This window comes from Streptomyces sp. R33 (assembly GCF_041200175.1).
Taxonomy (GTDB): Bacteria; Actinomycetota; Actinomycetes; order Streptomycetales; family Streptomycetaceae; genus Streptomyces; species Streptomyces katrae_B.
In genome coordinates, this window is record NZ_CP165727.1 from 2,351,542 (window position 1) to 2,377,334 (window position 25,793).

The following is a 25,793-nucleotide window of genomic DNA, read 5'->3' on the forward strand; positions in this document are numbered from 1 at the left end:
GCGTCATGAGATGACCACGTCACGAGAGGAAGTCCTCCCGTGCCTGCCCTCCGCACCACCGGTACCACCGCCCGCCGCGGCGTCGTCGCCGCTGCCGCCCTGCCGCTGCTGATCGGCGCCCTCGCCTCCTGCGGCTACGGCTCCGAGGCCGAGAAGGCCGACGCTCCCGCGAAGGCGAACGCCGCCGATGCCGGCAAGCCGCTCTCCGCCTCCGAGGTCCGCATCGGGTACTTCCCGAACCTGACCCACGCGACCGCGCTCGTCGGCCTCCAGGAAGGCCTGATCGAGAAGGAACTGAACGGCACCAAGATCAAGCCGCAGTCCTTCAATGCCGGCCCGTCCGAGATCGAGGCCCTGAACGGCGGCTCTCTCGACATCGGCTTCATCGGCCCGTCGCCGTCGATCAACGGCTACGTGAAGTCCAAGGGCTCCAACCTGCGGATCATCTCCGGCTCCGCCTCCGGCGGCGTCAAGCTCGTCGTGAACCCGGACAAGATCAAGACCCTGGACGACCTCAAGGGCAAGAAGATCGCCACCCCGCAGAAGGGGAACACGCAGGACGTCGCGTTCCTCAACTGGATCTCCGAGAAGGGCTGGAAGGTCGACCCCGAGTCCGGCAAGGGCGACGTCTCCGTCGTCCGCACCGACAACAAGGTCACCCCCGACGCCTTCAAGCAGGGCTCCATCGACGGCGCCTGGGTCCCCGAGCCCACCGCCTCCAAGCTCGTGACCGACGGCGGATCCGTCCTCCTCGACGAGACCTCCCTGTGGCCCGACAAGAAGTTCGTGATCACGAACGTCATCGTGTCCCAGAAGTTCCTCAAGGAGCACCCCGACGTCGTCGAGGCCGTCCTCAAGGGCACCGTCAAGACCAACGAGTGGATCAACGCCAACCCCGACAAGGCGAAGGCCTCCGCCAACGCCAAGCTCGCGGCAGAGGGCGGCAAGCCCCTCGACGCCAAGGTCATCGACCCGGCGTGGCCGAGCATCGCGATCACCGACGACCCGCTGGCCGCGACGCTGAAGACGCAGTCCGAGTGGGCGGTCAAGGCCAAGCTCATCGAGCAGCCCGACCTCGCCGGGATCTACGACCTGACGCTGCTGAACAAGGTCCTCAAGGCAGCCGGCAAGCCCGAGGTCTCCGACGCCGGTCTCGGCGCCAAGTAACACCCCGACGTTTCCCCGTCCCGATCTCCCAGGAGGTGACGACCATGGCCACCACACTTGCCAAGGCTGCCGAGGGCACCGTAGCGGAGCAGACGCACGCCGCGCGCATCGCGCACGTCTCGAAGTCCTTCTCCGGCCCGGCCGGATCGCAGCTCGTCCTGGACGACATCAGCCTCGATGTCGCGCCCGGCGAGTTCGTCACCATCCTGGGTGCCTCGGGGTGCGGGAAGTCCACCCTGCTCAACCTGGTCGCCGGACTCGACAAGCCGTCCGCCGGAACGATCGAGACGGCCGGCCGACCGGCACTCATGTTCCAGGAGCACGCCCTCTTCCCGTGGCTCACCGCGGGCAAGAACATCGAACTCGCCCTGCGCCTGCGCGGGGTGGCCAAGGCCGAGCGCAAGCCGGAGGCCGAGCGGTTGCTCGAGCTGGTCCGGCTCGGCGGCGCCTACGGCAAGCGGGTCCACGAGCTGTCAGGCGGCATGCGCCAGCGCGTCGCGCTGGCCCGGGCCCTGGCCCAGGACAGCCGGCTCCTGCTGATGGACGAACCGTTCGCGGCGCTCGACGCCATCACCCGGGACGTCCTGCACGGCGAACTCACCCGCATCTGGGCCGAAACAAACGTGTCCGTCCTCTTCGTCACGCACAACGTCCGCGAGGCCGTCCGCCTCGCCCAGCGCGTGGTCCTGCTCTCCTCACGGCCCGGCCGGGTCGCCAAGGAATGGACCGTGGGCATCCCGCAGCCGCGCCGCATCGAGGACGCGGACGTCGCGGAACTGTCCCTTGAGATCACCGAACACCTGCGTGGGGAGATCCGCCGCCATGGCCAGCACTGACACCACACCCAAGGCCACGGCCAAGCATGACGATCTGGCGGGCCTGGAGGCGGGCCTCGACGCGCTCGACGCCGTCCAGACCCACCGCACCCCGGTCCGCGAGGTCCTCGTCAAGAAGGTCCTGCCGCCGTTCCTCGCCGTCGGCCTGGTCCTGCTGGTCTGGCAGGTCCTGGTCTCGCTGAAGATCACCGACGAGACCAAGCTCCCCGCACTGTCCTCGGTGTGGGACAGCCTGTCCGAGATGTGGCTCAAGGGCACGCTGCTGGAGGTCATCTGGACCAGCGTCTCGCGCGGTCTGCTCGGCTTCCTGCTGGCCCTGGCCATCGGCACCCCCCTCGGACTCCTGGTCGCCCGGGTGAAGTTCGTCCGCGCCGCGATCGGCCCGATCCTCCAGGGCCTGCAGTCGCTGCCCTCGGTCGCCTGGGTGCCGCCGGCCGTGCTCTGGTTCGGACTCAACGACGCGATGATGTACACCGTCATCCTGCTCGGCGCCGTCCCGTCCATCGCCAACGGCCTCGTCTCCGGCATCGACCAGATCCCGCCGCTGTTCCTGCGGGCCGGCCGCACCCTGGGCGCCACCGGCCTCAGCGGCGCCCGGCACGTGGTCATGCCGGCCGCACTCCCCGGCTACCTCGCCGGCCTCAAGCAGGGCTGGGCCTTCTCCTGGCGCTCCCTGATGGCCGCCGAGATCATCGCCAGCTCCCCCGACCTGGGCCTGGGCCTCGGCCAGCTCCTCGAGAACGGCCGCAACAACATCGACCTGCCCGGCGTCTTCCTCGCCATCATCCTCATCCTCGTCGTCGGCATCGCCATCGACCTGCTCATCTTCAGCCCGGTCGAGCGGTACGTGCTGCGCAGCCGCGGCCTGCTGGTCAAGAGCTGACCGGCATGTCCCCCGTCCTGCTGGTCATCGCCCACGGCAGCCGCGACCCGCGGCACGCGGCGACCGTGCACGCCCTCACCCGGCGGGTGCGGGCGCTGCGGCCCGGGCTGCGGGTGGAGACGGCGTTCCTGGACTTCGACACCCCGACGGTCGCGCAGGTGGCCTCCACCCTGTACCGGTCCGGCGTACGGGAGATCGTGGCCCTCCCGCTGCTCCTCACGCGGGCGTTCCACGCCAAGTCCGACATACCCGCGGTGCTGGCCGAGGCCACGTCCCGGATGCCGGACCTCTCGTTCCGGATCGCGGACGTACTCGGCCCGTCCCCGCTGCTGGTCGGCGCCCTGGAGCGCCGTCTCGCGGAAGCGGGCCTCGCTCCGGCGGACCGCGCCACCACCGGTGTGGTGCTCGCGTCCGCCGGTTCCTCCGACCCGGAGGCGATCGCAGTGATCGCTGAAATCGCGCGGGAGTGGCGGCACACCGGCTGGTGCGCCGTGCGGCCTGCGTTCGCCTCCGCCCGCCTGCCCCGTACGGAGGAGGCCGTACGGGCCCTGCGCGCCGAGGGCGTCCGCCGGGTGGCCGTGGCCCCGTACGTCATCGCCCCCGGGCGCCTGCCGGACCGTATCTCGGCGGGCGCGGAAGCCGCCGGGGCGGACGTGGTGGCCGGCGTGCTCGGTGCGGCTCCCGAGCTGGCCCGCCTGCTGCTGCGCCGCTACGACGCGGCGGCCGTCGGCGTGCCGCTCCTCGCCGCCGCCTGATTCTCGTTCGAGTGAATCCAGGGCTCGCCTTCGGGGATCGCGGGTAGTCCAGCCGCGAGGTTCCGTGCACCACACAACGGAACCGATCGTCCTGGCCGCCCCTGGAGGGCTTATGTCCATGTCACGCCGTACGCGCAGGCTCCTCACCACGTCCGCCGCCGCTCTGATCCTGTCCGTCGCGGGGGCAGGTCTCACCGCCCCTGCGAACGCGGCCCCCGCCAGTGCGCCGAGTACGGTGCGGGAGGCCCGGGCTGCGGCGTTCTTCAACGCCAGCGGGGTCTGGACCATCTTCCAGACCAACGCCACCGTGCGGATCGACGTGCGGCAGGACGCCGCGGGGAACCTTTTTGGATCCACGTCGTCCGGAGGCACCGTGGGGACCCTGCAGGAGGGCGCCGTCACCGGGAACGACATCTACTTCGTCGTCCAGTGGAACCACGGTCCCCGGGGCCGGTACACCGGCACCCGCGGCGCGGACGGCCGCCTCTCCGGCCTCACCGTCGACCTGAACAACCCGTCCAGCCAGTCCACCTGGCGCAGCGACCGCACGTTCTGACGTGCTTCTAGTAGGGCTTGGTCAGGTCGGGGCTGGGGTGGGTATGCCGCGTTGACAGGTGGGGCAGACGCCGGTCCATGTCGCGAGGAGGGTCTGTAGCTCGCGGACGATTCGGTAGAGGCTCAGGCCGGCGCCGTGTCTTTTGGGGCTTGGGCCAGTCGTTGCAGGGTGCAGAAGGCATGCGCGACGGAGACGAGGGTGACGTGATGGTGCCAGCCGTTCCAGGTGCGGCCCTCGAAATGGGCCAGGCCCAAGGCCTGCTTCATCTCGCGGTAGTCGTGCTCGATGCGCCAGCGGAGCTTGGCCAGGCGGACCAGGGTGGTCAGCGGGGTGTCTGCGGGCAGGTCGGACAGCCAGAACTGGACCGGCTCGGCCTGGCCGGCGGGCCATTCGGCCAGCAGCCAGCACTCGGGCAGTTCCGGGCCGTCAACGGCCTGCCGGGTCTGGCGCCCGGCAGGCCGGATCCGCAAGGTGACGAACCGCGAGTACATCCGCTTGAAGCCACTGCGGCCCGTGCCGGGCCGGGAGCCCTCACGCCACTGCACCGGTTTCGCTGCCTTCCGGCCCGCCGCGATGACGAGCTGTTTCACCGACCGCGGCGGGTCGGGGTACTTCGCCACCGGCGGGCGCCCGGTCCCGGAGTACGGTTCGGCGACTGGCACGGCTTCGCCGGGCTGGGCGGAGAGGGTGGTGGAGATGCCCACCACGTAGTTGAGGCCGCGGGCCTGCACGCCGTGCCGGAACGCCGCCGCGTCACCGTATCCGGCGTCCGCGATGGCCAGCGGCACCTCGATGCCCCACGAGCGGGTCTCGTCGAGCATGTCGAGTGCGAGCTGCCACTTCTCCACGTGCCCGATGTCGTCGGGAATGCCGCAGGCGGCGCGGCGGGCGACCTTGTCCGGGTCCGCCTTCACGGACTCGGGCGCCCAGTTTTCGGGCAGGAAGAGCCGCCAGTCGACCGCCGCTGAGGCATGGTCGGAGGCCAGGTGCAGGGACACGCCCACCTGGCAGTTGGTGACCTTGCCGGCAGTGCCGGTGTACTGCCGGGACACACACGCCGAGGCGTTGCCGTCCTTGAGGAACCCGGTGTCGTCGACGACCACCGCGGTGGGTCGGATCGCCTTTTCCATCCTCCAGGCCAGCCGGGCCCGCACATGCGCCGGATCCCAGGGGCTCGTAGTCACGAAGTGGGCCAGCGCCTGCCGGTTCCCGTCCTCACCCAGCCGGGCAGCCATCGGCTCGACCGACTTACGCTGCCCGTCAGTGAGCAGACCCCGCAGGTAGACCTGCCCCCACCGACGCTGGTCGTTTCTCGCGAACGGCTCGAAGACCTCTGCCGCGAAGTCCTCCAACTCGGCACGTACGGATGCGATTTCCTCCGGTGTCACACGTCCTCAACGCCACACCAAACCCCCAGGACACGCAACACCAGCCCCGACCTGACCAAGCCCTACTAGGCCCTGGCCGCCGCCTCGTCGGCCAGGGCCGTCAGGTCCTCGACGCTCATCGCGCCCGGCGGGAGGCCTTCGCGGGCGAAGATGTTCGCGGCGTGGCGCAGGGTGTCGTTCACCGGGGTCGGGATCCCGTGGAGACGCCCCAGCAGCGAGATCTCGCCGTTGAGGTAGTCCGCCTCGATCGAGCCCGTGCCCCGGTGCAGGGACTGCCAGGACGACCCGCCCCGCAGGCCGGGCGGCTGGTCGACCTTGCCGTCACGGGCCGCCGACTGCTCCGCGTCCGAGGCGTACGCGATCCCGGCCGCGTCGAACGCCGCCTTCGCCTCGCGGATCGCGCGGAGCAGCAGCGCGGCCTTCGCCGGGTCGGGCTCCGGCCCGGTCGTCGCCTGGATCGCGTTGCCGAGGTTGCCCAGCAGCTTCGCGTACTTCCACCGCATCACGTCCTCGACGACCGGTGCCTCGAAGCCGGATTTCTCCAGGTCGGCCGCGATCCGCCGGGCCCGGGCGTCCGCGCCCCCGGCGGCCAGTCCGATGTGCAGGATGCCCGTCAGCGGCGCGCACAGCGCGGACACCACGCCCGGCTCCAGGAACGTGGCGGGCAGCCATACGCAGACCCCGTACACGCGCGCGAAGCGGCGCAGCGCCAGCCGCTCGCTCTCCACCCCGTTCTGCGCGCACAGCACCGGCAGCCGCTGCGCCGCCGTGCCGCCGCCCGCGACCTCCGCGTCGCCCCACGCATCGAGCGCGGCGATCGCGTCCTGGGTCTTGACGGTCAGCAGCAGTACGTCGTCCGGCCGCAGTTCCCCCAGCTCCGCCGGGCCCGTGACCACGGGGATCCGGTGCACTCGGGCCCCGTCCGCCGTCGTGAGCCGCAGCCCGTCCGCCGTGAGGGCCTGCGCGTGCGCACCGCGCGCGACGAGCACGACCTCCGCGCCCGTTTCCGCCAGGCGTCCGCCGATGGTCGCGCCGATCGCGCCGGCGCCGATGATGATGTAACGCATGGCCAGGAGCCTGGCACATCGGGAGCCCTGAGTTACCGTCGGGGGCATGGTGGACGACATGTTCCTTCTCGGCGGCGATCTCCCCGTACGGCGGCTCGGCCTCGGCACGGGCGGTCTGGTCGGACCCGGCTACTGGGGCCCGCGCGGCAGCCGCGCCGAGGCCCGGGCCTTGCTGAACACGGCCGTCGACCGCGGTGTCACCTTCCTCGACACCGCCGACAACTACGGCCCCGACCTGGCCGAGGAGCTGATCGCCGAGGCCCTTCACCCGTACGCGGAGCAGCTCGTCATCGCCACGAAGGGCGGGGTGGTGCGCACCGGCCCCGACCTGTGGCATCACGCGGGGCGTCCCGAGCAGCTGCGGGCGATGTGCGAGGCGAGCCTGCGGCGGCTGCGGGTGGAGTGCATCGACCTGTACCAGCTGCACCGCTTCGATCCGGCGGTCCCGATGGCCGAACAGCTGGGCGCGCTCGCCGGGTTGCGGGAAGAGGGCAAGATCCGGCACATCGGGCTGGACACGGTCACCGCCGAGCAGCTGGGCCGGGCGCTGGAGCTCGTCCCGGTCGCCGCCGTCCAGAACCCGTACAACCTGCTGGACCGGTCGTCGGCGGAGGTGCTCGCCCTGTGCGAGGCGCGGGGGATCGCCTTCCTCCCGTACTACCCCCTGGGCAGCGGCTCCCTGACCCGCGAGAGCGCGGCCGCGGTGACCGCCGTCGCCACCGAGCACCGCGCGGGCCCGGGGCAGATCGCGCTGGCCTGGCTGCTGCACCGGTCGCCGGTGCTGTGCCCCATGCCGGGCACCGGCTCCCCCGCCCACCTGGCCGAAAACATTGACGCGGCAACCATCCACCTGACGCCGCGGGAGCTGGCCGTCCTCGACGCGCTCGGCCAGTAGCCCGGCCGTAGGCTGGAAGTGCACGCACGGAGCGGGGAGCCCCGGTCTGTTTGCGTCGATTTCAACCATCTCGGGGGCCGGAATCTTCTCGGCGGGGCTTCTCTCGCCTGAACTCCTTGCCTGAAGGGAGCCCCTGATGGCCGTCAAGAAGCGCACGTCCGCCAAGTCCGCGAACGGCCAGGACGAACTGATCACCTCGCTCAAGCAATTCATCCGTACCCGCGGGTCGAGCTACCTCAGCGACCCGAACGTTTCCTCGATCGGCATCGGCTACAAGGAGAAGAACGGGAAGCGGAGCAAGGAACTGGCGCTGCAGTTCACGGTGGACAAGAAGGTCCAGCCGGAGGGCGTGCGCGCCGTGGGGAGCGTCGAGATACCGCCGGTCATCGACATAGGCGGCGGCGTCAAGGTGCCGACCGATGTCGTGCAGCGCAGCTACAAGCCGCACTTCCTGGTGGTGCCCGAGGCCCAGACGCCCGAGCGGCAGAAGCGCGTCGACCCGGTCCGTCCCGGGGTGAGCGTCGGCAACGTCAAGGTGAGCGCCGGCACCCTCGGCTGCATCGTCTTCGACAAGAACGACGGCTCGACCTGTGTCCTGAGCAACTGGCACGTGCTGAACGGCCGCACGGGCGTGCCGGGCGACGAGGTCGTACAGCCCGGAACCGCCGACGACAGCCGCATCGCCCTGAACCGGCTCGGCACGCTCAAGCGCTCCCACCTCGGCCAGGTCGGCGACTGCGCCGTCGCCGGCATCACGGAACGCGACGTCGACACGGCCATCCTCGACCTGGGGGTCACGCCGACGCAGCTCGGCGAGCCGCAGATCGACGACAAGGTCGTCAAGAGCGGGCGGACCACCGGTGTCACGCACGGGGTGGTGACGCGGCCCTTCGCCAAGGTGAGCATCGACTACGGTCCGCCGGTCGGGGTGCGCGAGATCGAGTGCTTCGAGATAGGCCCCGACCGTGGCCATCCGGCGGACGGCGACGAGATCAGCCTGCCCGGCGACTCCGGTTCGGCGTGGCTGTTCAAGACGCGCACCGGCAGGCCGACCGACGTTCTGGCCGGTCTGCACTTCGGCGGCGAGAGCGACGCGGATCCCGAGGACCGGGCGCTGGCCTGCTTCCCGCACGCGGTCTTCGAGGAACTGAAGATCACCTTCCAGCCGCCGGCCCGCGATTCGCTGGAGGCCGTGACGGGGTACGACCCGGGCTTCCTCTCGGTGCCGATATCCATGCCGCAGCTGGGTGAGGCCGTCAAGGCGGATGCCGTGCAGCTCTCCGGGACCGAGGTCATCCCGTACACCCACTTCTCGCTGGCGCTGAACGGGAAGCGGCGGTTCGCGTTCTGGGTGGCCTGGAACATCGACGGCGGCGCCATCAAGAAGATCGACCGCAGCGGGATCGAGTTCAAGAAGGATCCGCGGCTGCCGGCCGACGCCCAGGTCGGCAACGAGATCTACAAGGGCAACCGGCTCGACCGGGGCCACATAGCGCGCCGCGCCGACCTGATCTGGGGGCCGATGCCCGAGGCGGACCGCGCCAACACCGACTCGTTCTTCTACACCAACATCACCCCGCAGATGGACGACTTCAACCAGAGCGCGAAGGCCGGCGTCTGGGGTGAGCTGGAGAACGCCCTCTTCGAGGAGGTCGAGGTCGAGGGCCTGCGGGTCAGCGTGTTCGGCGGGCCGGTGTTCCAGGACGACGACCGCGTCTTCCGGGGCGTGCAGCTTCCGCGCGAGTTCTGGAAGGTGCTCGTGTACTCGGAGAAGGGCACCCTCAAGGCCAAGGCGTTCCTGCTGACCCAGAACCTGGTCCTGACGGAGTCCCTGGAGCTGGACGAGTTCCGGGTGTTCCAGGTCATGCTGGGCGAGGTCCAGAAGCGGACCGGCCTCAAGTTCCACGACGCGATGGTCCAGGCGGACACGCTGGTGGTCCCGAGGGACTTGGAGGCCCGCAGTCCGCTGGAGAGCGTGGCCGACATCGACTGGAGCTAGGGCCCCGGAGCTAGGGGGTGTCCTGCGTCAGCTCGACGAGTTTGGCGACGGTGTTCCAGTTGCGGGTCGTCGCGTCGATGCCCTTGAACACGGCGGGCCGGGCGAGGGCCTCGGCCAGTTTGGAGCGGCCCAGCCCGTTCGGGGCGTAGAGGTAGACGACCCGGTCGCCGATCCGGTACTCCTCCGGGAGGTACGCGGGTCCGTCGATCGAGGCGAACCGCTCCTCGCCCGGCTGCTCGGAGAGGAAGGTGGCGTGCAGCTGCCTGCCCTCCAGCTCGGCGGCCGGGAAGGGGCAGGCGTCGGCGACGGCGCGCAGGTAGCCGCCGTCGACCACCAGGCAGCGCACGGCGAAGCCGAAGTGGGCCTCGATGGCCCGCTCCAGCTCCCGGGCCAGGGCGGCCGGGTCCTTCTCCCCGGTGGCGAAGACGGCGTTGCCGCTCTGCAGGTACGTCTGCACCTCGGTGTGGCCGAGGCCCGCCAGGACCTCGCGCAGCTCGGCCATCGGGACCTTCTTGGCCCCGCCGACATTGATTCCGCGCAGCAGGGCCGCGTACTTCTTCGTGGTCATGAGCGAACGATAGGACGGCTCACCGACAACGCGGCCAGTTCGGCCTCGATGAGGTCGGCTGCCTGTCGCGTACCGCCCTCGGCGGCCATCTGCGCGCGGACGGCCTCGGCGCGGGCCGCGACCCCGGGGTCCGCGACGAGCCCGAGGACGGCCTCCCGCAGGGTCGCGGCGTCGGCCTCCTCCATGGGGACGTGCCGGGCGACGCCGAGTCCCTGGAGCATGTCGGCGTTGCCGAACTGGTCGGCGGCCTGCGGGACGGCGACCATCGGGGTGCCGGTGGCGAGGCCTTCCCGGCTGCCGCCGGCGCCCGCGTGGGTGATGAAGGCGTCGGCCCGGCGCAGGATGTCCGGCTGGGGAACCCAGCGGTGGACCTCCACGTTGGCGGGGACGGTGCCCAGTTCGGCCTCGTCGGTGAACCTGCCGATCTGGAGGACGACGTGCCAGTCGGGCAGGTCCCCGAAGGCCTCGATGCAGGCGCGGTAGAAGGCGGGCTGCTTGGTGAAGGTGGAGCCGAGGGAGACCAGCAGCACCTTCTTGCCCTCCGCTGCCGCCGGGCGCTCCCAGGCGCCCTGGTCGGCGGTGGGCTCGCCCCGGCAGGAGCCGACGAAGGTGTGGACGGACTCGTCGACGCGGTCGGCGTGCGGCTGGAGGGCGCGCGGAATGAGCACGATGCTGCGGCGCGGCCGGCCGACGAAGGGGTCGGGGTCCTCGTCGATGCCGTTCTCGCCGAGCCAGGCGCGGAAGCGGGCGTAGTACGCCTGCCCGCGCTCGGAGGCGCGCAGTTCGGCCGTCATCGGCTCGCCGACCTCCTCCTCGTACCCGGTCCAGGCGACCAGGTTCGGGGAGAGGGAGACGGCGGGGACGCCCCAGCGGTGGGCGAGGACGCGCGCCGGGTAGGAGGTGATGTCGTGGAGGACCAGGTCGGGTTCGTCGCCCTCGAAGGCCGCCGCGAGCTGCGGCAGGGCCTGGACGGCGTCGTTCAGGAACGGCTCGATGTTGTCGATGAGCTCGGTGCCCCAGGCCTCGGGCTCGTCGTCGGTGGGGAGGGTGGAGTTCCAGATCACCGGTGTGGCGCCGGTCTCCGCGATCTTCTCGGCGAAGGGAGCGGGGATGGCGTAGCTGACGCGGTGGCCGCGGGCGACGAGTTCCCGGATCACTTCGATGCTCGGGTTCACGTGCCCGGGGGCGGCGATGGAGAACATGGCGATGTGTGCGGGCTTGGCTGAGGTCATGCGTCGAGGCTAACGAGACGATACGTCTCGTGCAACGTGGATTTCCGGCCCGCCGCAAGGACGGGTGGCGCGGGCCCGGGTGCGAGACTGGGCGGATCCACGAAGATCCGGATCCGGAGAGACACGGCATGGACGAGGCACGGGCCAGGGACGTACTGAAGGCGGCGGGCCTCACGGGACCGGCCGGGCCGCCCACCCTGCTGGCGCTGGGCGAGAACGCGGTCTTCGCGGCCGGCGATCTGGTGGTGAAGGTCGGCCGGGAGGCGGCGCTGCTGGAGCGGGCCGAGCGGGAGCTCGCCGTGGCGGGCTGGCTCGAGGAGGCCGGTATCCCGGCGGTGCGTGCGGCCGAGCCGAAGCCGCGGCTGGTCGCGGGACACCCGGTGACCCTGTGGCACCGCCTCGCGGACGCGGTCCGGCCGGCCGGGCCCGAGGACCTGGCGGTGCTGCTGCGGCAGATCCACGCCCTCCCGGCGGCCCCGTTCGCGCTGCCCGCGCGGGACCTGCTGGGCGGGGTCGAGCGCTGGCTGCGGCTGGCGGGCGAGGCCGTCGACCCCGCCGACGCGGCGTACTTGCGGGCCCGGCGCGAGGCGTACGCCGGCGAGGTCGCCGCGCTCACCCCGCACCTGCCGCCGGGCCCGATCCACGGCGACGCCCTCCCCCGCAACGTCCACGTCGGCCCGGACGGGCCGGTCCTGGTGGACCTGGAGACCGTCTCGGCCGATCTGCGCGAGCACGACCTGGTGGTGATGGCCCTCTCCCGCGACCGGTACGGGCTGCCGGGACCGTCGTACGAGGCCTTCACCGCGGCGTACGGCTGGGACGTCCGCGACTGGGAGGGCTGCGCGGTCCTCCGCGGCGCCCGCGAAACGGCGAGCTGCGCCTGGGTCGCCCAGCACGCCCCGGCGAACCCGAAGGCCCTGGCCGAATTCCGCCGCCGGGTCGCCTCCCTGCGCGACGGTGACCCGGAAACGCGCTGGCACGCCTTCTAGGGGGTGTCGTCAAAGTCCCGTCCGACCGGCGCCACCGGGCGAACCGGGACCGGAGCGTGGACTGCGATCCCGCCAAGACTCTGAGCTGCACCTCGAGGACCGCGCGGCGTGGCCCTGGCCGGGTACCTCCTTTCCGGCCGCGGCAGCGGGTGCGCTCCGCGCCTGAGGGTGCCCGTGGGTGCCGACGGGCCCACGGGGGCGACACAAGGGGCCAAGGGGGCGTTCCGCCCAACATGAGTCACGAACGTATAACCGAGAGGCAGGGGTTCGTCATATACCTGTGGCGCTATGCAGTCATCCGCTTACTCTCCATCCATCGCGGTGGTGGTCGAGCCGCATGACTGGGGGTCACGTGACGTTGTACGGACGGACGGCACTGCTCGATGCCGTCGTGCCTTCACTGGTGGGGCTCCAGTCGGGGGGCGCCGCCCGGCTGCGGATACCGGGCGGGAGCCCGCTGCTGATCGTGTGCGGCGGCGGGCGGCTCACCGGCAAGACCGCGCTTCTGAAGGACCTGTCGGACCGGTACGCACAGCGCTTACCTCAGGCCTACGCCGACCTCGGGGCAGCGGACTTCGGCCGGCCGGGGCTGGCCTCCGTGGCCGACGAAACCACGGCCAACGCCTCGGGCACCTCGGACCTGCTCTTCTACCTGATGGACGGGTTGAGCCAGAAGCCGAACGAGTTCGGTGGGAAGCTGTCCTTCCCGCGGCTCACCCAGGGGCTGCTCGCGGTCACCAGCTGGCAGTCCGTGGCCGTCCAGCCCGCCGAGCTGCCGGCCGCCCGCCGCCGGCTCGCGGGACTGCTCCGGGAGAGCCAGCCCGACCTCCAGGAACGCAACCAGCGTGTGGCCGGCTGGATCAGGCAGGTCACCCCGGCCGCCGCGGCGGGGCTGGGCCCCGGCGTGGGCGAGTTGGTGGCGCCGCTCACCGACATCGTCACCACCGAACTGTTCGGCCCGCGCGCCAACAAGCACGGCCTGAGCTGGTGGGCCGAGCGGCGGGTCGGCCCTCAGGGCGACGGGCACTCCCAGCTGACCGATCTCGCCATGCGGTTCCGCGGCGACGGGGGCGACCGGCGGCGCGCCGAACACCACCTGGTGGCCGCCCTCTTGGAGGACATCGCCGACCACTACACCTGGCTGCGCCTGAAGAACCGGGTGCCGCGCCCCCTGCTGCTCCTCGACAACGTCCACACCCCGCTCGGCCGGGCGGTCCTGGACACGCTGACCCGCGTCTGGCACGACGAGCCCGCCCGGACGCGTCCCGGCATCGTCGCGACGGCCCTCGCGGAGGAGCCGGCCGTGCCCGGCTCCGCCGACACGGCCCCGTCGACCAGGAGTGCAGCGGGCCCGTTCTGGCGGCAGGACCGGCCGCAGACGGCGGCCGACTGGGTGCTGAGGCTGCCGCTGGCACGGCTCGACCTCGACGAGGTCGCGGAGATGTTCGGCGCCGACCGGCCGGAGCCCGGCACCGCCCACGTGATCCACCGGCTCAGCGCCGGACGCGCCGGGGTCGCCGACGCCCTGGTGCAGGCCGCCCGGCGGAGGATCCGCCTCCATGAACCCGTCGAGCACGGCGCGCTGCTCGACCTGCCGATCGAGCTGCCGGCGCCCGAGGACGGGCCGACGCTGCCAGTGTACGAACGGCTGCTGCGGCTCCTGACCCCCGACGGGGAGACGAGGGAGCGGCTCGCCTACTACACCCCGGCCCTCGACGACGCGGCCGCCCACGTGCTGAACGCCGGCTACGCACCCCGTCACCCTGGCGGGGAGCCCGTGGAGGGGGCCGCCGTCGTGCCCGTGGCGGGGACCAGGAGCCTGTTGCGGCAGGAGTGCTGGGACCATCGCCCCTGGCCGGGTACGGACGGGCCCTTCGTCGGTCATCCCACACTGCGCGCCCTGCTCGTGCACGACCTGCGGACCCGCACGGGACGGGCAGTCGAGGCCGAGGAGTGGACCGGCAGCCACGAGCGCCTGCGCATCCTGTACCCCACGGACGCGGCCGAGCCGCACGATGCCCGCTACTTGCACCACTCGCTCGCGATCGGCGACACCGACCTCGTCGTCCGCGCCCTGCTCAGACGCCTGGCCGGGCAGGACGCGCCCGGATGGCTCGCCGCTCTCAACCTGATCTGCGCCGCGCCGCACCCGCCGGGCAACGCCGCCGAACCGGCCACGGACCCGCGCACGGCCGGGGGCGACCCCGTGCGCCAGGCCGTGGAGCTCCTCGTTCTCAACCTGTGGCTGCAATCGCACCCGCTCGCACACCCCGACCAGCAGAAGATCAACAGCATCAGGCTGCAGTTGCTCACCCTGGCCCAGAACAGCGCCGTCGGCCCCCAGAAGGTCTTCTACCAGGCCTACGAAGAGTGGCCGCAGCTCCTCAACCGCTGGCTCCAGGCACCCGACCTGCCGAACTACGGAGAGTCCCGCACATGACACTCTGGCCCGCCGGACCGTTGAACCGCGCCCTGCTGACCACCGCCGTCGCCATCGTCCTGGGAACCGGCGGCTACGTCGGCTACGACTACTGGTTCGCCGAGGACTGCGCCCCCGGCGTGGCCGAGCACGGCCCCAAGCACGAGTGCGTCGGCGTCACCGACGGCAGCTTCGTCTTCGCCCCGTCGCTGAAGCAGGTCACCGAGCGGATCAAGGCGGAGAACGACAGCGTCGCCGGCAAGTCCCCCGCCACCGTCGCCCTGATGATCCCCATGATCTCCGACGCCCCCGCCGAGCGGCGGGAGTACGTCGAGCAGGTACAGGGCGCCTATCTGGCCCAGTACCGCGCCAACCACCAGGCCAACAACAAACAGCCGCCCATCCGGCTGGTGCTCGCCAACCCGGGCAGAGGCTACAAGGAGTGGCGCACCGTCGCCGACCAGCTGGCGCAGGCCGCGTCCGACAAGAAGCAGAATCTGCGGGCCGTCGCCGGCATCAACATCAGCATCACCGAGACCGAGGAAGCCGTCCGCTACCTCACCAAGGAGAAGGGGATCCCGGTCGTCGCCGGCCCCATGACCGCGGACGACATCAAGAACACCGAGGCGGACGAGTACCGCTACCCGGGCCTGGCCCGGGTAGCGCCCGGCAACACCGACCAGGCCGACGCCCTCGCCTCGTACGGGGCGGACATCAAGCCCGAAGAGACGCTGGTGGTCGAGGACGTCCGCGAGGGCGACAACTACCTGACCAGCTTGCGCCAGACCTTCCAGAAGCTCGCCAAGGGAGCGCCCAACGCCCCTGAGACCTTCCGGTCGCCGCCCGACTTCAACGACGAGGGCAACCTCGCCAACGACTTCCACCAGATGGTGCCGGACATCTGCACCTCCGCGGCGAAGACCGTGTACTTCGCCGGCCGCCCGGTGCAACTGCGTCAGTTCCTGGTCGAGCTGGGCAACCGGACCTGCAACAAGCCCTACACCGTCATCAGCGGCTCGCACGCCTCCACCCTGACGGTCGACGAAAAGTTCGCCGACCAGTGGGACGCCCTGACCAAGGGCGCGGGCATCACCGTGCGTTACGCCGCCCTGGCCCACCCCGGCGCCTGGGGGGCCGACAGCACCGCCGCGACCGGCGGCTCCAAGGCGGCGCTGAAGGAGCTGACCGACCTGGCCCAGAAGCTCGGAACCAAGGAGCCGGACTCGATGGGGTCCGTCGACCTCTCCGACGGCCGCGTCATCATCACCTACGACGCGGTCACCACCGCCGTCGCGGGCATCCGCAACAACGCGGTGGGTGACGTGAAGATGCCCTCTCTCTCCGACGTCACCGCCGGCTGGCTGCGGCTGCACGGCAACAACCGGGTCGAGGGTGCCAGCGGCTGGATCTGCCTCGACAAGTACGGCAACCCGTACAACAAGACCGTCTCCATCGTCCACCTCAACCCGGTGAAGAAGGCCGCCGACTTCGACGGCATCGCGTGGCCCGCCGGCCGGGCCCCCGACGCCAACTGCTCCATCCCCAACTGAAACCGGTGGCGCGCCCGTCCGGCGCGTACGAGCGGAGGGCCGAAGCCGGCCGCGGCCCTCAGGCCGAGGCCGGCAGCAGGCTCCGCAGGGGCCATGCCGGGTCGATCACCGCGTCCGGAGTGCCCTGGCGGCGCAGGTACGACTGGAAGTCGCGGGCCCAGCGCTCGTGCCAGCCGCCCTGGCGGACATGCAGGTCGGCCGGGGTGAGCGCCGCCACCTCAGGGTGGCGGGCGGCTATCGCGCGGGCCACCTGCACCGCGGCCAGCGCATCCGCACCCGCGTCGTGCGCCGCGTCCAGCGTGACCCCGTACACCCCGCACACCGCCTCCAGCGTCCGCTTGCCGCGCCGGTAGCGGTCCACGGCCCGGTCGATGGTCAGCGGGTCCACCACGGGCCCGGTCGGCTGCGCCCCGCCCAGCCGGTCGGCCAGCGAGGGCAGCCCGTGCCGGGCCAACTCGGCGGTCAGCAGCGTCAGGTCGAAGGCCGCGTTGTACGCGACGACCACCGCGCCCCGACGCCAGTGCTCGACGAGCACCTGCGCGACCTCGTCAGCGACCTCGCGCACCGGGCGGCCCTCCGCCACCGCACGCTCCGTGCTGATCCCGTGGATCGCCGAGGCGCCCTCGGGGATCGGTATCCCCGGATCCGCGAGCCAGCCGCGCCGTTCGCGCACCTCGCCCGCCCGCACCTCGACCACCGCTGCCGTCACGATCCGCGACTCCCCCGGCTCCGTGCCGGTCGTCTCCAGATCGAATCCGATCAGCACACCGCCGTGCCAGTCCCCCGTGCCGCGCCAGTTCTCCACCCCGTGCCCCTCCCCCGTACTCCCCGTGCACCCCGTACACCTTCGGTCAACGACTTTCAGCCTGCCACGGGGTACTGACAGTCACGACACCGGGCGGGAATCCTGCCAGATCGACTCGAATTCCTCGCGGTACGTCGGGAACAGCCCGTGCTCCGCGTCACGCGAGGAACCACGGGCGCCGCCGCCCCGCAGCACCAGCACCGGCGCCTCCATGCCGCGCGCCCGGCGCAGGTAGGACTGCACGACCGCGATGCCCGAGGACTCCCCCTCCACCAGGTAGGCGGTGAAGCGGGGCGTCTCGTCGAAGACGTGGATCTCGAACCGCGAGGGGTCCCGCAGCCCCGCCCGCACCCGGCGCACGTGCAGGATGTTCATCTCCACCGAGCGGCTCAGCTCGCCCTTGCGCAGGCCGAGCTCCCGCTCCCGCCGCTTCACGGCGCTGCTGGCCGGGTTCAGGAACAGCAGGCGGACCCGGCAGCCGGCCTCCGTGAGGCGCACGAGTCTTCGGCCCGAGAAGTTCTGGACCAGCAGGTTGAGCCCTATGCCGATGGCGTCGAGCCGGCGTGCCCCGCCGAACAGGTCCTCCGCGGGGAGCTGGCGCTGCAGCCGTACCCGGTCCGGGTGGACCGAGATGACGTCCGCGTACCGGTCGCCCACCAGGTCCTCGACGGCGTCGATCGGCAGCCGGTCCGCCGCCGGGGACCCCGCACCGCCGCCCAGCACCTCCAGCAGCCGGGCCGAGGCCCGCTCCGCCTGCTCCAGCACCGCCCGCGACAGCGCCCGGTTGCGGGAGACCACGTTCCGGGTGACCTCCAGCTCGTCGAGCGCGAGCTCGATCTCCCGCCGGTCGTCGAAGTACGGCTCGAAGCACGGCCAGTGCTGGACCATGAGCTCCCGCAGCTGCGGGAGCGTCAGGAAGCTCAGCACGTTGTCGTCGGCCGGGTCCAGCAGGTAGCCCTTGCGCCGGCTGACCTCGCGGACCGCGACGGCCCGCTGCACCCACTCCTGGCCGGCGGGTCCGGCGGCCGCGACCACCCAGTCGTCCCCGCCGTGCACGGGCTCGTAGATCGGCCGCAGCACCGCGCCGACGACGGCGCGCAGCCGCTGCTCGATCAGGTTCAGCCATATGTACGCACGCCCGGCGCGCTGCGCCCGGGTCCGGACCTCGCTCCACGCGTCCGCGCCCCAGTCCAGCTCGGCCCCGGCCCGCACACTCCCGGCCGCGGACGGGGCCAGCGACACCGCCCCGGCCGGCACCGCCGTGGGAACGCCGCCCGACACCCCGCCCGACACCCCGCCGGGCGCACCACCGGGTGCACCTCCTGGGGCGTCCGCCGGGCCGCCCTCGTGACCGCTGTCACCAGGGGGCAGCTCCAGACCTCCCGAGCTCACCCGTGCACCGCCTTCTGCGTCTGGACGCCCGTCTCCAGTGATCACGGAAGGGTACTCCGAGCGCGGCGCCCGATGCAGCCCGATGGCCCGTACACCGGTGGTCCGTTGACCCATTATCCGATGCCCGCATAGTCCGCTGACCCGCATATCAGCTCTCCGGGTCACCCGAGAGGAGCATCCCAAGTCCCCGCGTGCGGGCCCACTTTCGGGGAAGATCTGCAGAGACGTGGTCCACGCCGGATCAGCCCGAACCATCAGCCCGACAGCCGGGGGACGAGGGGAAGAGTCGTATCCATGCAGGTCTGGCCGGGACAGGCGTATCCGCTCGGCGCCACGTACGACGGCGCCGGCACCAATTTCGCGGTCTACTCAGAGGCCGCCCGACGCATCGAACTGTGTCTGCTGCACGACGACGGCTCGGAAACCGCCGTCGAACTGCGCGAGACCGATGCCTTCGTACGCCACGCCTACCTGCCCGGGGTGATGCCCGGGCAGCGCTACGGCTTCCGCGTGCACGGCCCGTACGAGCCCGAGCGCGGGCAGCGCTGCAACGCGGCCAAGCTGCTGCTGGACCCGTACGCGCGGGCCGTCGCCGGCAGCGTCGACTGGGGCGAGGAGGTGTACGGCTACCACTTCGGCCGGCCGGATTCGCGCAACGACCTCGACTCGGCCCCGCACACGATGAGTTCGGTCGTGGTCAATCCGTACTTCGACTGGGCGAACGACCGCCCGCCGCGCCACGAGTACCACCACACCGTGCTGTACGAGGCGCACGTCAAGGGCCTGACCATGCGCCACCCCGATCTGCCCGAGGAGCTGCGCGGCACGTACGGGGCGCTCGCGCACCCGGCGGTCATCGGGCACCTCACCAAGCTCGGGGTGACGGCACTGGAGCTGATGCCCGTACACCAGTACGTGAACGACCACCGGCTGGTCGACGACGGGCTCAGCAACTACTGGGGCTACAACACGATCGGTTTCTTCGCCCCGCACAACGGCTACGCCTCCGGCGACCGGGGCCAGCAGGTGCTGGAGTTCAAGTCGGCCGTACGGGCCCTGCACGAGGCGGGGATCGAGGTGATCCTCGACGTGGTCTACAACCACACCGCCGAGGGCAACCACCTGGGCCCGACGCTGTCCTTCCGGGGGCTCGACAACGCCTCGTACTACCGGCTCGCGGACGATCCCCGGCACTACATGGACACCACCGGGACCGGGAACTCGCTGCTCATGCGCTCCCCGCACGTGCTCCAGCTGATCATGGACTCGCTGCGGTACTGGGTCACCGAGATGCATGTGGACGGGTTCCGCTTCGACCTCGCGGCGACGCTCGCCCGGCAGTTCCACGAGGTGGACCGGCTGTCCTCGTTCTTCGACCTGGTCCAGCAGGATCCGGTGGTCAGCCAGGTGAAGCTGATCGCGGAGCCCTGGGACCTGGGCGAGGGCGGCTACCAGGTGGGCAACTTCCCGCCGCTGTGGACCGAGTGGAACGGCAAGTACCGCGACACTGTACGGGACTTGTGGCGCGGGCAGCCGCGGACGCTCGCGGAGTTCGCGGGGCGGCTGACCGGCTCCTCGGACCTCTACCAGGACGACGGCCGCCGCCCACTGGCGTCCATCAACTTCACCACCTGCCACGACGGTTTCACGCTGAACGACCTCGTCTCGTACGACGAGAAGCACAACGAGGCCAACCGCGAGGGCAATCGCGACGGGGAGACCCACAACCGGTCCTGGAACTGCGGGGTCGAAGGACCGACGGAGGACCCGGAGATCCAGGAGCTGCGCGAGCGCCAGATGCGCAACTTCACGGCCACCCTGATGCTTTCGCAGGGCGTGCCGATGCTCAGCCACGGCGACGAGTTCGCCCGCTCGCAGGGCGGCAACAACAACGCGTACTGCCAGGACAATGAGCTGTCGTGGGTCAACTGGCCGGAGCCGGGCAAACCGGCGCCCTCCCTGCTGGAGTTCACCCGGCGGATGGTGTGGCTGCGGCGCGACCACCCGGTGTTCCGGCGGCGCCGGTTCTTCCACGGGCGGCCGGTGGAGGGGACCAACGACGAGCTCTCCGACATCGCCTGGTTCACCCCGCACGGGGAGCCGATGCGGGCCCGCGACTGGCAGGCGCAGCACGCGCGTTCGCTGACGGTGTTCCTCAACGGGGAGGCGATCTCCGAGCCGGGCTCGCGCGGGGAGCGGATCACCGACGACTCGTTCCTGCTGATGTTCAACGCGGGCGCCGATCCCCAGGAGTTCACGGTCCCGGCCGGGCACGGGGCGCAGTGGCGGCTGGTCGTGGACACGGCGCGGCCGGACGTACTGCCACCCGGCACCGGACCGCAGTACGCGGCCGGGGACCGGGTGGCGCTGACAGGACGGTGTCTGGTGGTGCTTCAGCGCCCGGCGTAGGAGGAACCCGACGGGCCCGACGGGGACCCGGTCACGTGCGGGGACGCGGTCTGCTGCGCCGGGATGACGACCTTCGGCGCGGCGAGGTGCGTCCGGGCGGCCGGCACCCGGGTGACCAGGGCGAGGAGCAGGGACAGTGCTGCCGCCCCGACGGCCACGGCGAAGGCACCGGCGGGCCCGTACGACTCGGCGAGCCGCCCGGAGGCGGCGAGCGCGGCGGCCTGCCCGGCCACCAGCGAGCTGGCGGCGAAGGCCGTGGCCTCGGCGAGCCGGGCCGGCTCCACGACCCGCTCGGTCAGCGCGAACGCGGTGATCAGGTGGGGGGCGTAGGCGGCTCCGAGCACGGTGACGACCGCGTACAGCGGCCACAGGGTGTCGGTGAAGAGCAGCGGTACGGAGAGCACCAGCGCGGCGGCGGTGGCCGCCCGCCAGCGCAGCCGCAGCCCGATCCGGGCGGGCAGCGCCCCGAGCGCGAGCCCCACGGCGGCGCTGACGACGCCCATGGCGGCGTACACGATGCCGGCCTGGCCGGGGACGCCCAAACGAGCGGTGAGGGCGGCTATTCCGGCCTGGCAGGCGCCGAACATGGCGCCCTGGAGCAGCAAGGAGCCCCGCACGGCGTACACGACGCGCGGGTGCCGGCTGCGGCGCTCGGCGTCGGCAGGGGCGCCGGTACGGGCGCCCCTCCCCCGCGGGGTGCGCTCCTTCGCTCCCGCCCCGGCCGTGACGGCGGCCGTCGGGTGCAGGGCGAAGGCGGTGGCGAAGACGGCGACGAGGGCGGCGGCCCCGCCGAGGGCGATCGCGGGGTGCGCTACGAGCGCGGCGAGTCCGACGAGGGCGGGCCCGAAGACGAAGGAGACCTCGTCGAGGGTGCCCTCGAGCGAGTGGACGGCGCCCACCACGCCCTCGTCGGCCCCGGCGCGGTGGGCGAGGGCCACGGAGCGGGTCCGGGCGAGCGGTCCGATCAGCGGTACGGACGCTCCGGTGACGGCGCCGATCGCGGCGAGCGGGGCGGTGGCGAGGCCCCCGAGGGCCCCGGCGACCAGGGCGCCGGTGGCGACCGCGTTGACCGCGGCGGCGGCCAGCACCACGGGCCGCTGCCCGTACCGGTCGGCGAGCCGGCCCAGGACGGGCCCGAAGACCACCTGTCCGGCGGAGAGGGTGCCGCCGACGATGCCGGCGGTGGCGAGGGAGCCGCTGGTCTCGGCGACCAGCAGCACGCTCCCGAACTGGGACATCGCAACGGGCAGTCGCGCGAGGAAGGAGACGAGCGGGAGTAGGGGCCCGGTCAGGGCGATGACTCTTCGATAGGTGTTGAAGGTTCCGACCACTTGATCAACGCTAACGCGATGCAGCCATTCGGGCGCATTGGGTCATGGCACGGAATCCGGGAAGGCGAAAGGTGGGTACGTACGTTCTCTTGGCCTCGTCCCCTCCCTGCAGGGAGGGGACTCCCACCCTCGCGGGTGGGGTTTCCTGCTTCACCACGGACCGCCCCGACCGAGAGGAGGACTCCCGATGGGGTCTTGCACCCGCTCCACAGGCAGCGACCGCCAGCCCGGCGGCCAGAAGATTCGCGGCGGCATTCCCGTCACGGTCGTGGACCGCCCCGCAGCCTTCGCACACGGTACTTGAACGCCCGCTTCACAGAAGTAGCCCCCACGTCCAGGATGCTGGGGCCGGTCAGGATCCGAACACAAGCGCAGGTCACAGCATCACGCAGCGGTTCCACGCAAGGAGGTAGAAATGAGCCAGCCGTACCCGCGCACAGCGGTGTCCCCGTCAGCGCCGTCATCGACGTACCGCCTTCAACTGCGGCCGGAGTTCCCCTTCGCGGCGGCCGAGGCAGCCGTACCGTACCTCGCCTCGCTGGGCGTCTCGCACCTGCACCTCTCGCCCGTGCTGGAGGCGGTCCCCGGCTCGGCGCACGGGTACGACGTCACCGACCACTCCGCGGTGCGGGCCGAGCTGGGCGGCGAGCCGGGGCTGCGCGCACTGGCCGCGGCCGCCCGGGGGCACGGGCTCGGCCTGGTGCTGGACATCGTCCCGAACCACATGGCGGTGCCCTCCCCCCTGCGGCTGAACCGTCCCCTGTGGGAGGTGCTGCGGGAGGGGCCGCGGTCGCCGTACGCGCGCTGGTTCGACATCGACTGGGAGGCGGGCGGCGGTCAGGTGCTGCTGCCGGTGCTCCCGGGGCCGCCCGGGCCCAGCGCGTTCACGGTCGACCGGGACGGCGGGGTGCTGCGCCACGGGGAGCTGGAGTTCCCGCTGCGGGAGGGTACGGCGGGGCTGGCGCGGGCCGAGCTGCTGGCCGCGCAGTGGTACCGGCCGGCCTGGTGGCGCGAGGCCCGGACGGGCCTCAACTACCGGCGGTTCTTCACGATCTCGAATCTGATCGGGGTCCGGGTGGAGGACCCGGAGGTGTTCGCGGCGACGCACGCGAAGGTGCTGGAGCTGGTGCGGGACGGGGTCGCCGAGGGGCTGCGGATCGACCACGTCGACGGGCTGGCGGACCCGGAGGGGTACCTGCGGCGGCTGCGGACGGCCGTGGGCGGGGACTGCTGGGTGGTGGTGGAGAAGATCCTGGCCCGGCAGGAGCGGCTGCCGCCCGGCTGGCCGGTGGCGGGGACCACCGGGTACGACGCGCTGCACCGGGTGGACGGGGTGTTCACCGACCCGGCGGGCGCCCCCGAACTGACCCGGCGGTACCAGGAGTTCACGGGTACGCCGGACTGGGAGCAGACGGCCCGGGCGTGTGCGCGGGAGGTGCTGACCGGCGATCTGGCGGCCGAACTGGCGGCCCTGGAGCGGGCCGCCGGTCCGGAACTGGCCGCGGGTGTACGGGAGCTGCTGATCGCCTATCCGGTCTACCGGCCGTACCCCGGCGAGCCGGAGCTCGATCCGCAGGCCCTGGCGGAGGCCGCCGCGCCGGCCGGTCCGGGCGCGGTGGCCGGCGTACGGGACCTCGTGCTGCGCGATCCCGCCTTCGCGGCGCGCTTCGCCCAGACCTCGGCGGCCCTGCGGGCCAAGTCGCTGGAGGACCGGGCCTTCTACCGCCACGCCCCGCTGCTGTCGGCCACCGAGGTCGGCGGGGACCCCGGGCAACCGGCGGTCTCGCCCGCGGAGTTCCACGCGTACTGCGCCGCGCTCGACCGGGACTGGCCGGGCTCCGGGACGGTCCTGTCCACGCACGACACCAAGCGCAGCGCGGACGTCCGGGCCCGGATCTCCGCGCTCTCCCAGGCCCCCGAGGTGATGGGCCGGCCCCTCGGCGCCGATCCCCAACTGGCCTGGGTGGCCCGGCAGACGGGGCTGGGCCTCGGGGAGGTGCCGGAGCGCGCCGAGCGCCTCGTACAGGCGCTCCTCAAGGGCGTCCGCGAGGCGGCCCTGCACACGAGCTGGACCGACCAGGACCCGGCGTACGAGGCCTCGGTCGCGGGGTACGCACCGGACGACCCGGAGCTGCCGGCCGAGCTGGCCGCAGCGGCCCGGGCGAACCTGCTCGGCATGGCGCTGCTGCACCTGGCGATGCCCGGGGTCCCGGAGGTCTACCAGGGCGCCGAGACGGAGTACCGGGCCCTGGTCGACCCGGACAACCGGCGCCCGGCCCGGTTCCCCCGCGAGGACCTGGCCCGGCTGGACGCGGGGGCCGCGCCGCAGGGGCAGGCGCAGGAGAAGCTCGCGCTGACGGCCGCCCTGCTGCGGCTGCGCCGGGACCGGCCCGAGCTGTTCACCGGCTACGCCCCGCTCGCCGCCCGGGGCCCGGCGGCGGAGCACTGCCTGGCCTTCGCCCGCCCGGCCGGGCTGGTCGCGGCGGCCACCCGGCTCTCGTACCGGCTGGCCGGGGCCGGGGGCTGGCGGGACACGGCCCTGGCCCTGCCGCCGGGCCGGTGGACGGCGCTCCTGGACCGGGGGGCCTCGTACGAGGGCGAGGTGCGGCTGGCGGAGCTCCTCTCGGCCCGCCCGGTCGCCGTCCTACTGCGCGAGGGAGGGCCGGGAGACGAGTAGCCCGGCGAAGGCCTCGGCCGCGCCGGTCAGCGGGACCCGGGAGAACACGGAGAGGGGGCGGTGCCACGGCGGGTCGAGGGAGAGCAGCGCGCAGTCCTCGCCGAGGGCGCCCCGGACCGTGTGGGCCGGGGCCACGACGATGCCGACGCCGGCGGCCGCCATCCGCACGGCCGTCGAGGTGTGCTCCGTACGCAGCACCGTGCGCGGGGTGAAGCCGACGGTGCCGCACGCCCAGTCGAGGAACGCCCGGCCCTGGACGGAGGGTTCCATGGCGCAGCGGATCCAGTCGCGGTCGGCGAGCTCGGCCAGCCGGACGGAGCCCCGGCCGGCCAGCGGGTCGTCGAAGGGGACCACCAGCACCAGTTCCTCGCGGCCCACCGGCAGGACCGGGCCCGTCCACTCCTTGGGCTCCGGGCCCACCGCGAGGTCGGCGACGCCCCGTTCGAGCTGTTCCTCCAGGGCCTCCGTGGATCCGTACTCGCGCAGGACGAGCTGGACTCCCGGGTGCAGGGACCGCCAGCGGGCGGCGATGCCCGGAAGCAGTCCGACGGCGACGGCATGGACGGTGGCGAGGTGCAGTTCGCCGCCCACGGCCCCGGCGGCGGCGCGGGCGGCGCGCTCGGCCTGCTGCGCGCTGCGGACGGCGAGCTGGGCGTGCGGGAGGAAGGCGCGGCCCATCGAGGTGAGCCGCACGCCTCGCGGCAGGCGCTCCAGCAGCTCGCCGCCTACGGACCTCTCCAGGGCCTTGACCTGGTGGGAGAGGGCGGGCTGGGTGACGTGCAGGGCGTCGGCGGCGCGGGTGAAGGAGGACTCCTCCACGACGGTGAGGAAGTACTCCATCTGACGCAGGCTCATGATCGGGAAGCATAAAGAAC

General features: G+C 72.2%; 19 protein-coding genes and 2 pseudogenes. 12 read left to right on the plus strand and 9 right to left on the minus strand.

Annotated elements, in window-relative coordinates:
• The first annotated feature begins 39 nt into the window (after positions 1-39).
• The 5 genes from AB5J51_RS11000 to AB5J51_RS11020 all read left to right on the plus strand — a co-directional run bounded on the left by AB5J51_RS11000 (position 40) and on the right by AB5J51_RS11020 (position 4,197).
• Positions 40-1,167 carry an aliphatic sulfonate ABC transporter substrate-binding protein gene (locus tag AB5J51_RS11000; protein WP_369777587.1) on the plus strand — a complete coding sequence of 376 codons (1,128 nt, stop codon included), beginning with the start codon at positions 40-42 and terminating at the stop codon, positions 1,165-1,167.
• Positions 1,168-1,211: 44 nt separating this feature from the next.
• Positions 1,212-2,003: an ABC transporter ATP-binding protein gene (locus AB5J51_RS11005; protein ID WP_369777588.1), complete on the plus strand. Its 792-nt coding sequence runs from the start codon at positions 1,212-1,214 to the stop codon at positions 2,001-2,003.
• Positions 1,990-2,886: an ABC transporter permease gene (locus AB5J51_RS11010; protein WP_369776725.1), complete on the plus strand. Its 897-nt coding sequence runs from the start codon at positions 1,990-1,992 to the stop codon at positions 2,884-2,886. The genes AB5J51_RS11005 and AB5J51_RS11010 overlap by 14 nt, the downstream gene beginning before the upstream one ends.
• 5 nt (positions 2,887-2,891) lie before the next feature.
• Positions 2,892-3,641 carry a sirohydrochlorin chelatase gene (locus tag AB5J51_RS11015; RefSeq protein ID WP_053788330.1) on the plus strand — a complete coding sequence of 250 codons (750 nt, stop codon included), beginning with the start codon at positions 2,892-2,894 and terminating at the stop codon, positions 3,639-3,641.
• Between the two features lie 118 nt (positions 3,642-3,759).
• The gene (locus AB5J51_RS11020) at positions 3,760-4,197 is read left to right on the plus strand and encodes a hypothetical protein (protein WP_063785219.1); all 438 of its coding nucleotides are present in this window, start codon (positions 3,760-3,762) and stop codon (positions 4,195-4,197) included.
• Positions 4,198-4,319: 122 nt separating this feature from the next.
• Here the strand turns inward: AB5J51_RS11020 and AB5J51_RS11025 are convergent, their stop codons facing one another.
• On the minus strand, positions 4,320-5,585 hold the full coding sequence (locus AB5J51_RS11025) for an IS701 family transposase (RefSeq protein ID WP_369776581.1): 1,266 nt from the start codon (positions 5,583-5,585) through the stop codon (positions 4,320-4,322).
• 65 nt (positions 5,586-5,650) lie between these two features.
• Complete coding sequence (locus AB5J51_RS11030; protein WP_133896540.1) at positions 5,651-6,652, minus strand: ketopantoate reductase family protein; 1,002 nt, start codon at positions 6,650-6,652, stop codon at positions 5,651-5,653.
• A gap of 46 nt (positions 6,653-6,698) precedes the next feature.
• Between AB5J51_RS11030 and AB5J51_RS11035 the strand changes: the two genes are divergently transcribed.
• Both AB5J51_RS11035 and AB5J51_RS11040 read left to right on the plus strand, forming a co-directional pair.
• Positions 6,699-7,547 (plus strand): aldo/keto reductase, encoded by an 849-nt coding sequence (locus AB5J51_RS11035; RefSeq protein ID WP_136223127.1) that lies wholly within the window; start codon positions 6,699-6,701, stop codon positions 7,545-7,547.
• 136 nt (positions 7,548-7,683) lie between these two features.
• Entirely contained in the window at positions 7,684-9,546 is a 1,863-nt protein-coding gene (locus AB5J51_RS11040) for a DNA/RNA non-specific endonuclease (RefSeq protein WP_053788334.1), read from the plus strand.
• A 10-nt stretch (positions 9,547-9,556) separates the two neighbouring features.
• Here AB5J51_RS11040 and AB5J51_RS11045 read toward each other — a convergent pair whose 3' ends face one another.
• Both AB5J51_RS11045 and mgt read right to left on the minus strand, forming a co-directional pair.
• A complete protein-coding gene (locus AB5J51_RS11045) occupies positions 9,557-10,114 on the minus strand; it encodes a DUF1697 domain-containing protein (RefSeq protein ID WP_053788335.1) in 558 nt (185 codons plus the stop codon).
• Positions 10,111-11,447 (minus strand): annotated as a pseudogene (mgt, locus tag AB5J51_RS11050) (macrolide-inactivating glycosyltransferase). The gene AB5J51_RS11045 and the pseudogene mgt overlap by 4 nt, the downstream one beginning before the upstream one ends.
• Positions 11,448-11,474: 27 nt before the next feature.
• Here mgt and AB5J51_RS11055 point away from each other — a divergent pair.
• The 3 genes from AB5J51_RS11055 (at position 11,475) to AB5J51_RS11065 (ending at position 16,304) form a co-directional block, all read left to right on the plus strand.
• On the plus strand, positions 11,475-12,335 hold the full coding sequence (locus AB5J51_RS11055; protein WP_133896544.1) for a phosphotransferase enzyme family protein: 861 nt from the start codon (positions 11,475-11,477) through the stop codon (positions 12,333-12,335).
• Between the two features lie 352 nt (positions 12,336-12,687).
• A complete protein-coding gene (locus tag AB5J51_RS11060; RefSeq protein WP_369777589.1) occupies positions 12,688-14,775 on the plus strand; it encodes a hypothetical protein in 2,088 nt (695 codons plus the stop codon).
• Positions 14,772-16,304, plus strand: coding sequence for a hypothetical protein (locus tag AB5J51_RS11065; RefSeq protein WP_053788339.1), 1,533 nt, complete (start codon positions 14,772-14,774; stop codon positions 16,302-16,304). The genes AB5J51_RS11060 and AB5J51_RS11065 overlap by 4 nt, the downstream gene beginning before the upstream one ends.
• 58 nt (positions 16,305-16,362) lie before the next feature.
• On the opposite strand, the gene AB5J51_RS11070 is transcribed toward AB5J51_RS11065, so the two are convergent.
• A complete protein-coding gene (locus AB5J51_RS11070; protein WP_136223121.1) occupies positions 16,363-17,109 on the minus strand; it encodes a 3'-5' exonuclease in 747 nt (248 codons plus the stop codon).
• A gap of 81 nt (positions 17,110-17,190) precedes the next feature.
• Complete coding sequence (locus AB5J51_RS11075) at positions 17,191-18,501, minus strand: SAV2148 family HEPN domain-containing protein (protein ID WP_369777590.1); 1,311 nt, start codon at positions 18,499-18,501, stop codon at positions 17,191-17,193.
• Positions 18,502-18,795: 294 nt separating this feature from the next.
• On the opposite strand from AB5J51_RS11075, the gene glgX reads away from it, so the two are divergent.
• Positions 18,796-20,910, plus strand: a complete 2,115-nt coding sequence (gene glgX, locus AB5J51_RS11080; RefSeq protein WP_053788342.1) for a glycogen debranching protein GlgX — start codon at positions 18,796-18,798, stop codon at positions 20,908-20,910.
• On the opposite strand, the gene AB5J51_RS11085 is transcribed toward glgX, so the two are convergent.
• Positions 20,895-22,241: an MFS transporter gene (locus AB5J51_RS11085; protein ID WP_369777591.1), complete on the minus strand. Its 1,347-nt coding sequence runs from the start codon at positions 22,239-22,241 to the stop codon at positions 20,895-20,897. The genes glgX and AB5J51_RS11085 overlap by 16 nt on opposite strands.
• A 10-nt stretch (positions 22,242-22,251) precedes the next feature.
• Positions 22,252-22,524 (minus strand): annotated as a pseudogene (locus tag AB5J51_RS11090) (hypothetical protein); the annotation flags it as partial.
• A 132-nt stretch (positions 22,525-22,656) separates the two neighbouring features.
• Here AB5J51_RS11090 and treY point away from each other — a divergent pair.
• Complete coding sequence (gene treY / locus AB5J51_RS11095; protein WP_369777592.1) at positions 22,657-24,918, plus strand: malto-oligosyltrehalose synthase; 2,262 nt, start codon at positions 22,657-22,659, stop codon at positions 24,916-24,918.
• On the opposite strand, the gene AB5J51_RS11100 is transcribed toward treY, so the two are convergent.
• Positions 24,886-25,773, minus strand: coding sequence for a LysR family transcriptional regulator (locus tag AB5J51_RS11100; RefSeq protein ID WP_053788345.1), 888 nt, complete (start codon positions 25,771-25,773; stop codon positions 24,886-24,888). The genes treY and AB5J51_RS11100 overlap by 33 nt on opposite strands.
• Positions 25,774-25,793 lie beyond the last annotated feature (20 nt).

What these genes read in the sequence shown, in the direction of transcription:
- AB5J51_RS11005 (WP_369777588.1), top strand. Translation starts at nt 1,212, where the DNA reads ATGGCCACCACACTTGCCAAGGCTGCCGAGGGCACCGTAGCGGAGCAG.
- AB5J51_RS11010 (WP_369776725.1), top strand. Translation starts at nt 1,990, where the DNA reads ATGGCCAGCACTGACACCACACCCAAGGCCACGGCCAAGCATGACGAT.
- AB5J51_RS11015 (WP_053788330.1), top strand. Translation starts at nt 2,892, where the DNA reads ATGTCCCCCGTCCTGCTGGTCATCGCCCACGGCAGCCGCGACCCGCGG.
- AB5J51_RS11020 (WP_063785219.1), top strand. Translation starts at nt 3,760, where the DNA reads ATGTCACGCCGTACGCGCAGGCTCCTCACCACGTCCGCCGCCGCTCTG.
- AB5J51_RS11030 (WP_133896540.1), bottom strand. Translation starts at nt 6,652, where the DNA reads ATGCGTTACATCATCATCGGCGCCGGCGCGATCGGCGCGACCATCGGC.
- AB5J51_RS11035 (WP_136223127.1), top strand. Translation starts at nt 6,699, where the DNA reads ATGGTGGACGACATGTTCCTTCTCGGCGGCGATCTCCCCGTACGGCGG.
- AB5J51_RS11040 (WP_053788334.1), top strand. Translation starts at nt 7,684, where the DNA reads ATGGCCGTCAAGAAGCGCACGTCCGCCAAGTCCGCGAACGGCCAGGAC.
- AB5J51_RS11045 (WP_053788335.1), bottom strand. Translation starts at nt 10,114, where the DNA reads ATGACCACGAAGAAGTACGCGGCCCTGCTGCGCGGAATCAATGTCGGC.
- AB5J51_RS11055 (WP_133896544.1), top strand. Translation starts at nt 11,475, where the DNA reads ATGGACGAGGCACGGGCCAGGGACGTACTGAAGGCGGCGGGCCTCACG.
- AB5J51_RS11065 (WP_053788339.1), top strand. Translation starts at nt 14,772, where the DNA reads ATGACACTCTGGCCCGCCGGACCGTTGAACCGCGCCCTGCTGACCACC.
- glgX (WP_053788342.1), top strand. Translation starts at nt 18,796, where the DNA reads ATGCAGGTCTGGCCGGGACAGGCGTATCCGCTCGGCGCCACGTACGAC.
- treY (WP_369777592.1), top strand. Translation starts at nt 22,657, where the DNA reads ATGAGCCAGCCGTACCCGCGCACAGCGGTGTCCCCGTCAGCGCCGTCA.
- AB5J51_RS11100 (WP_053788345.1), bottom strand. Translation starts at nt 25,773, where the DNA reads ATGAGCCTGCGTCAGATGGAGTACTTCCTCACCGTCGTGGAGGAGTCC.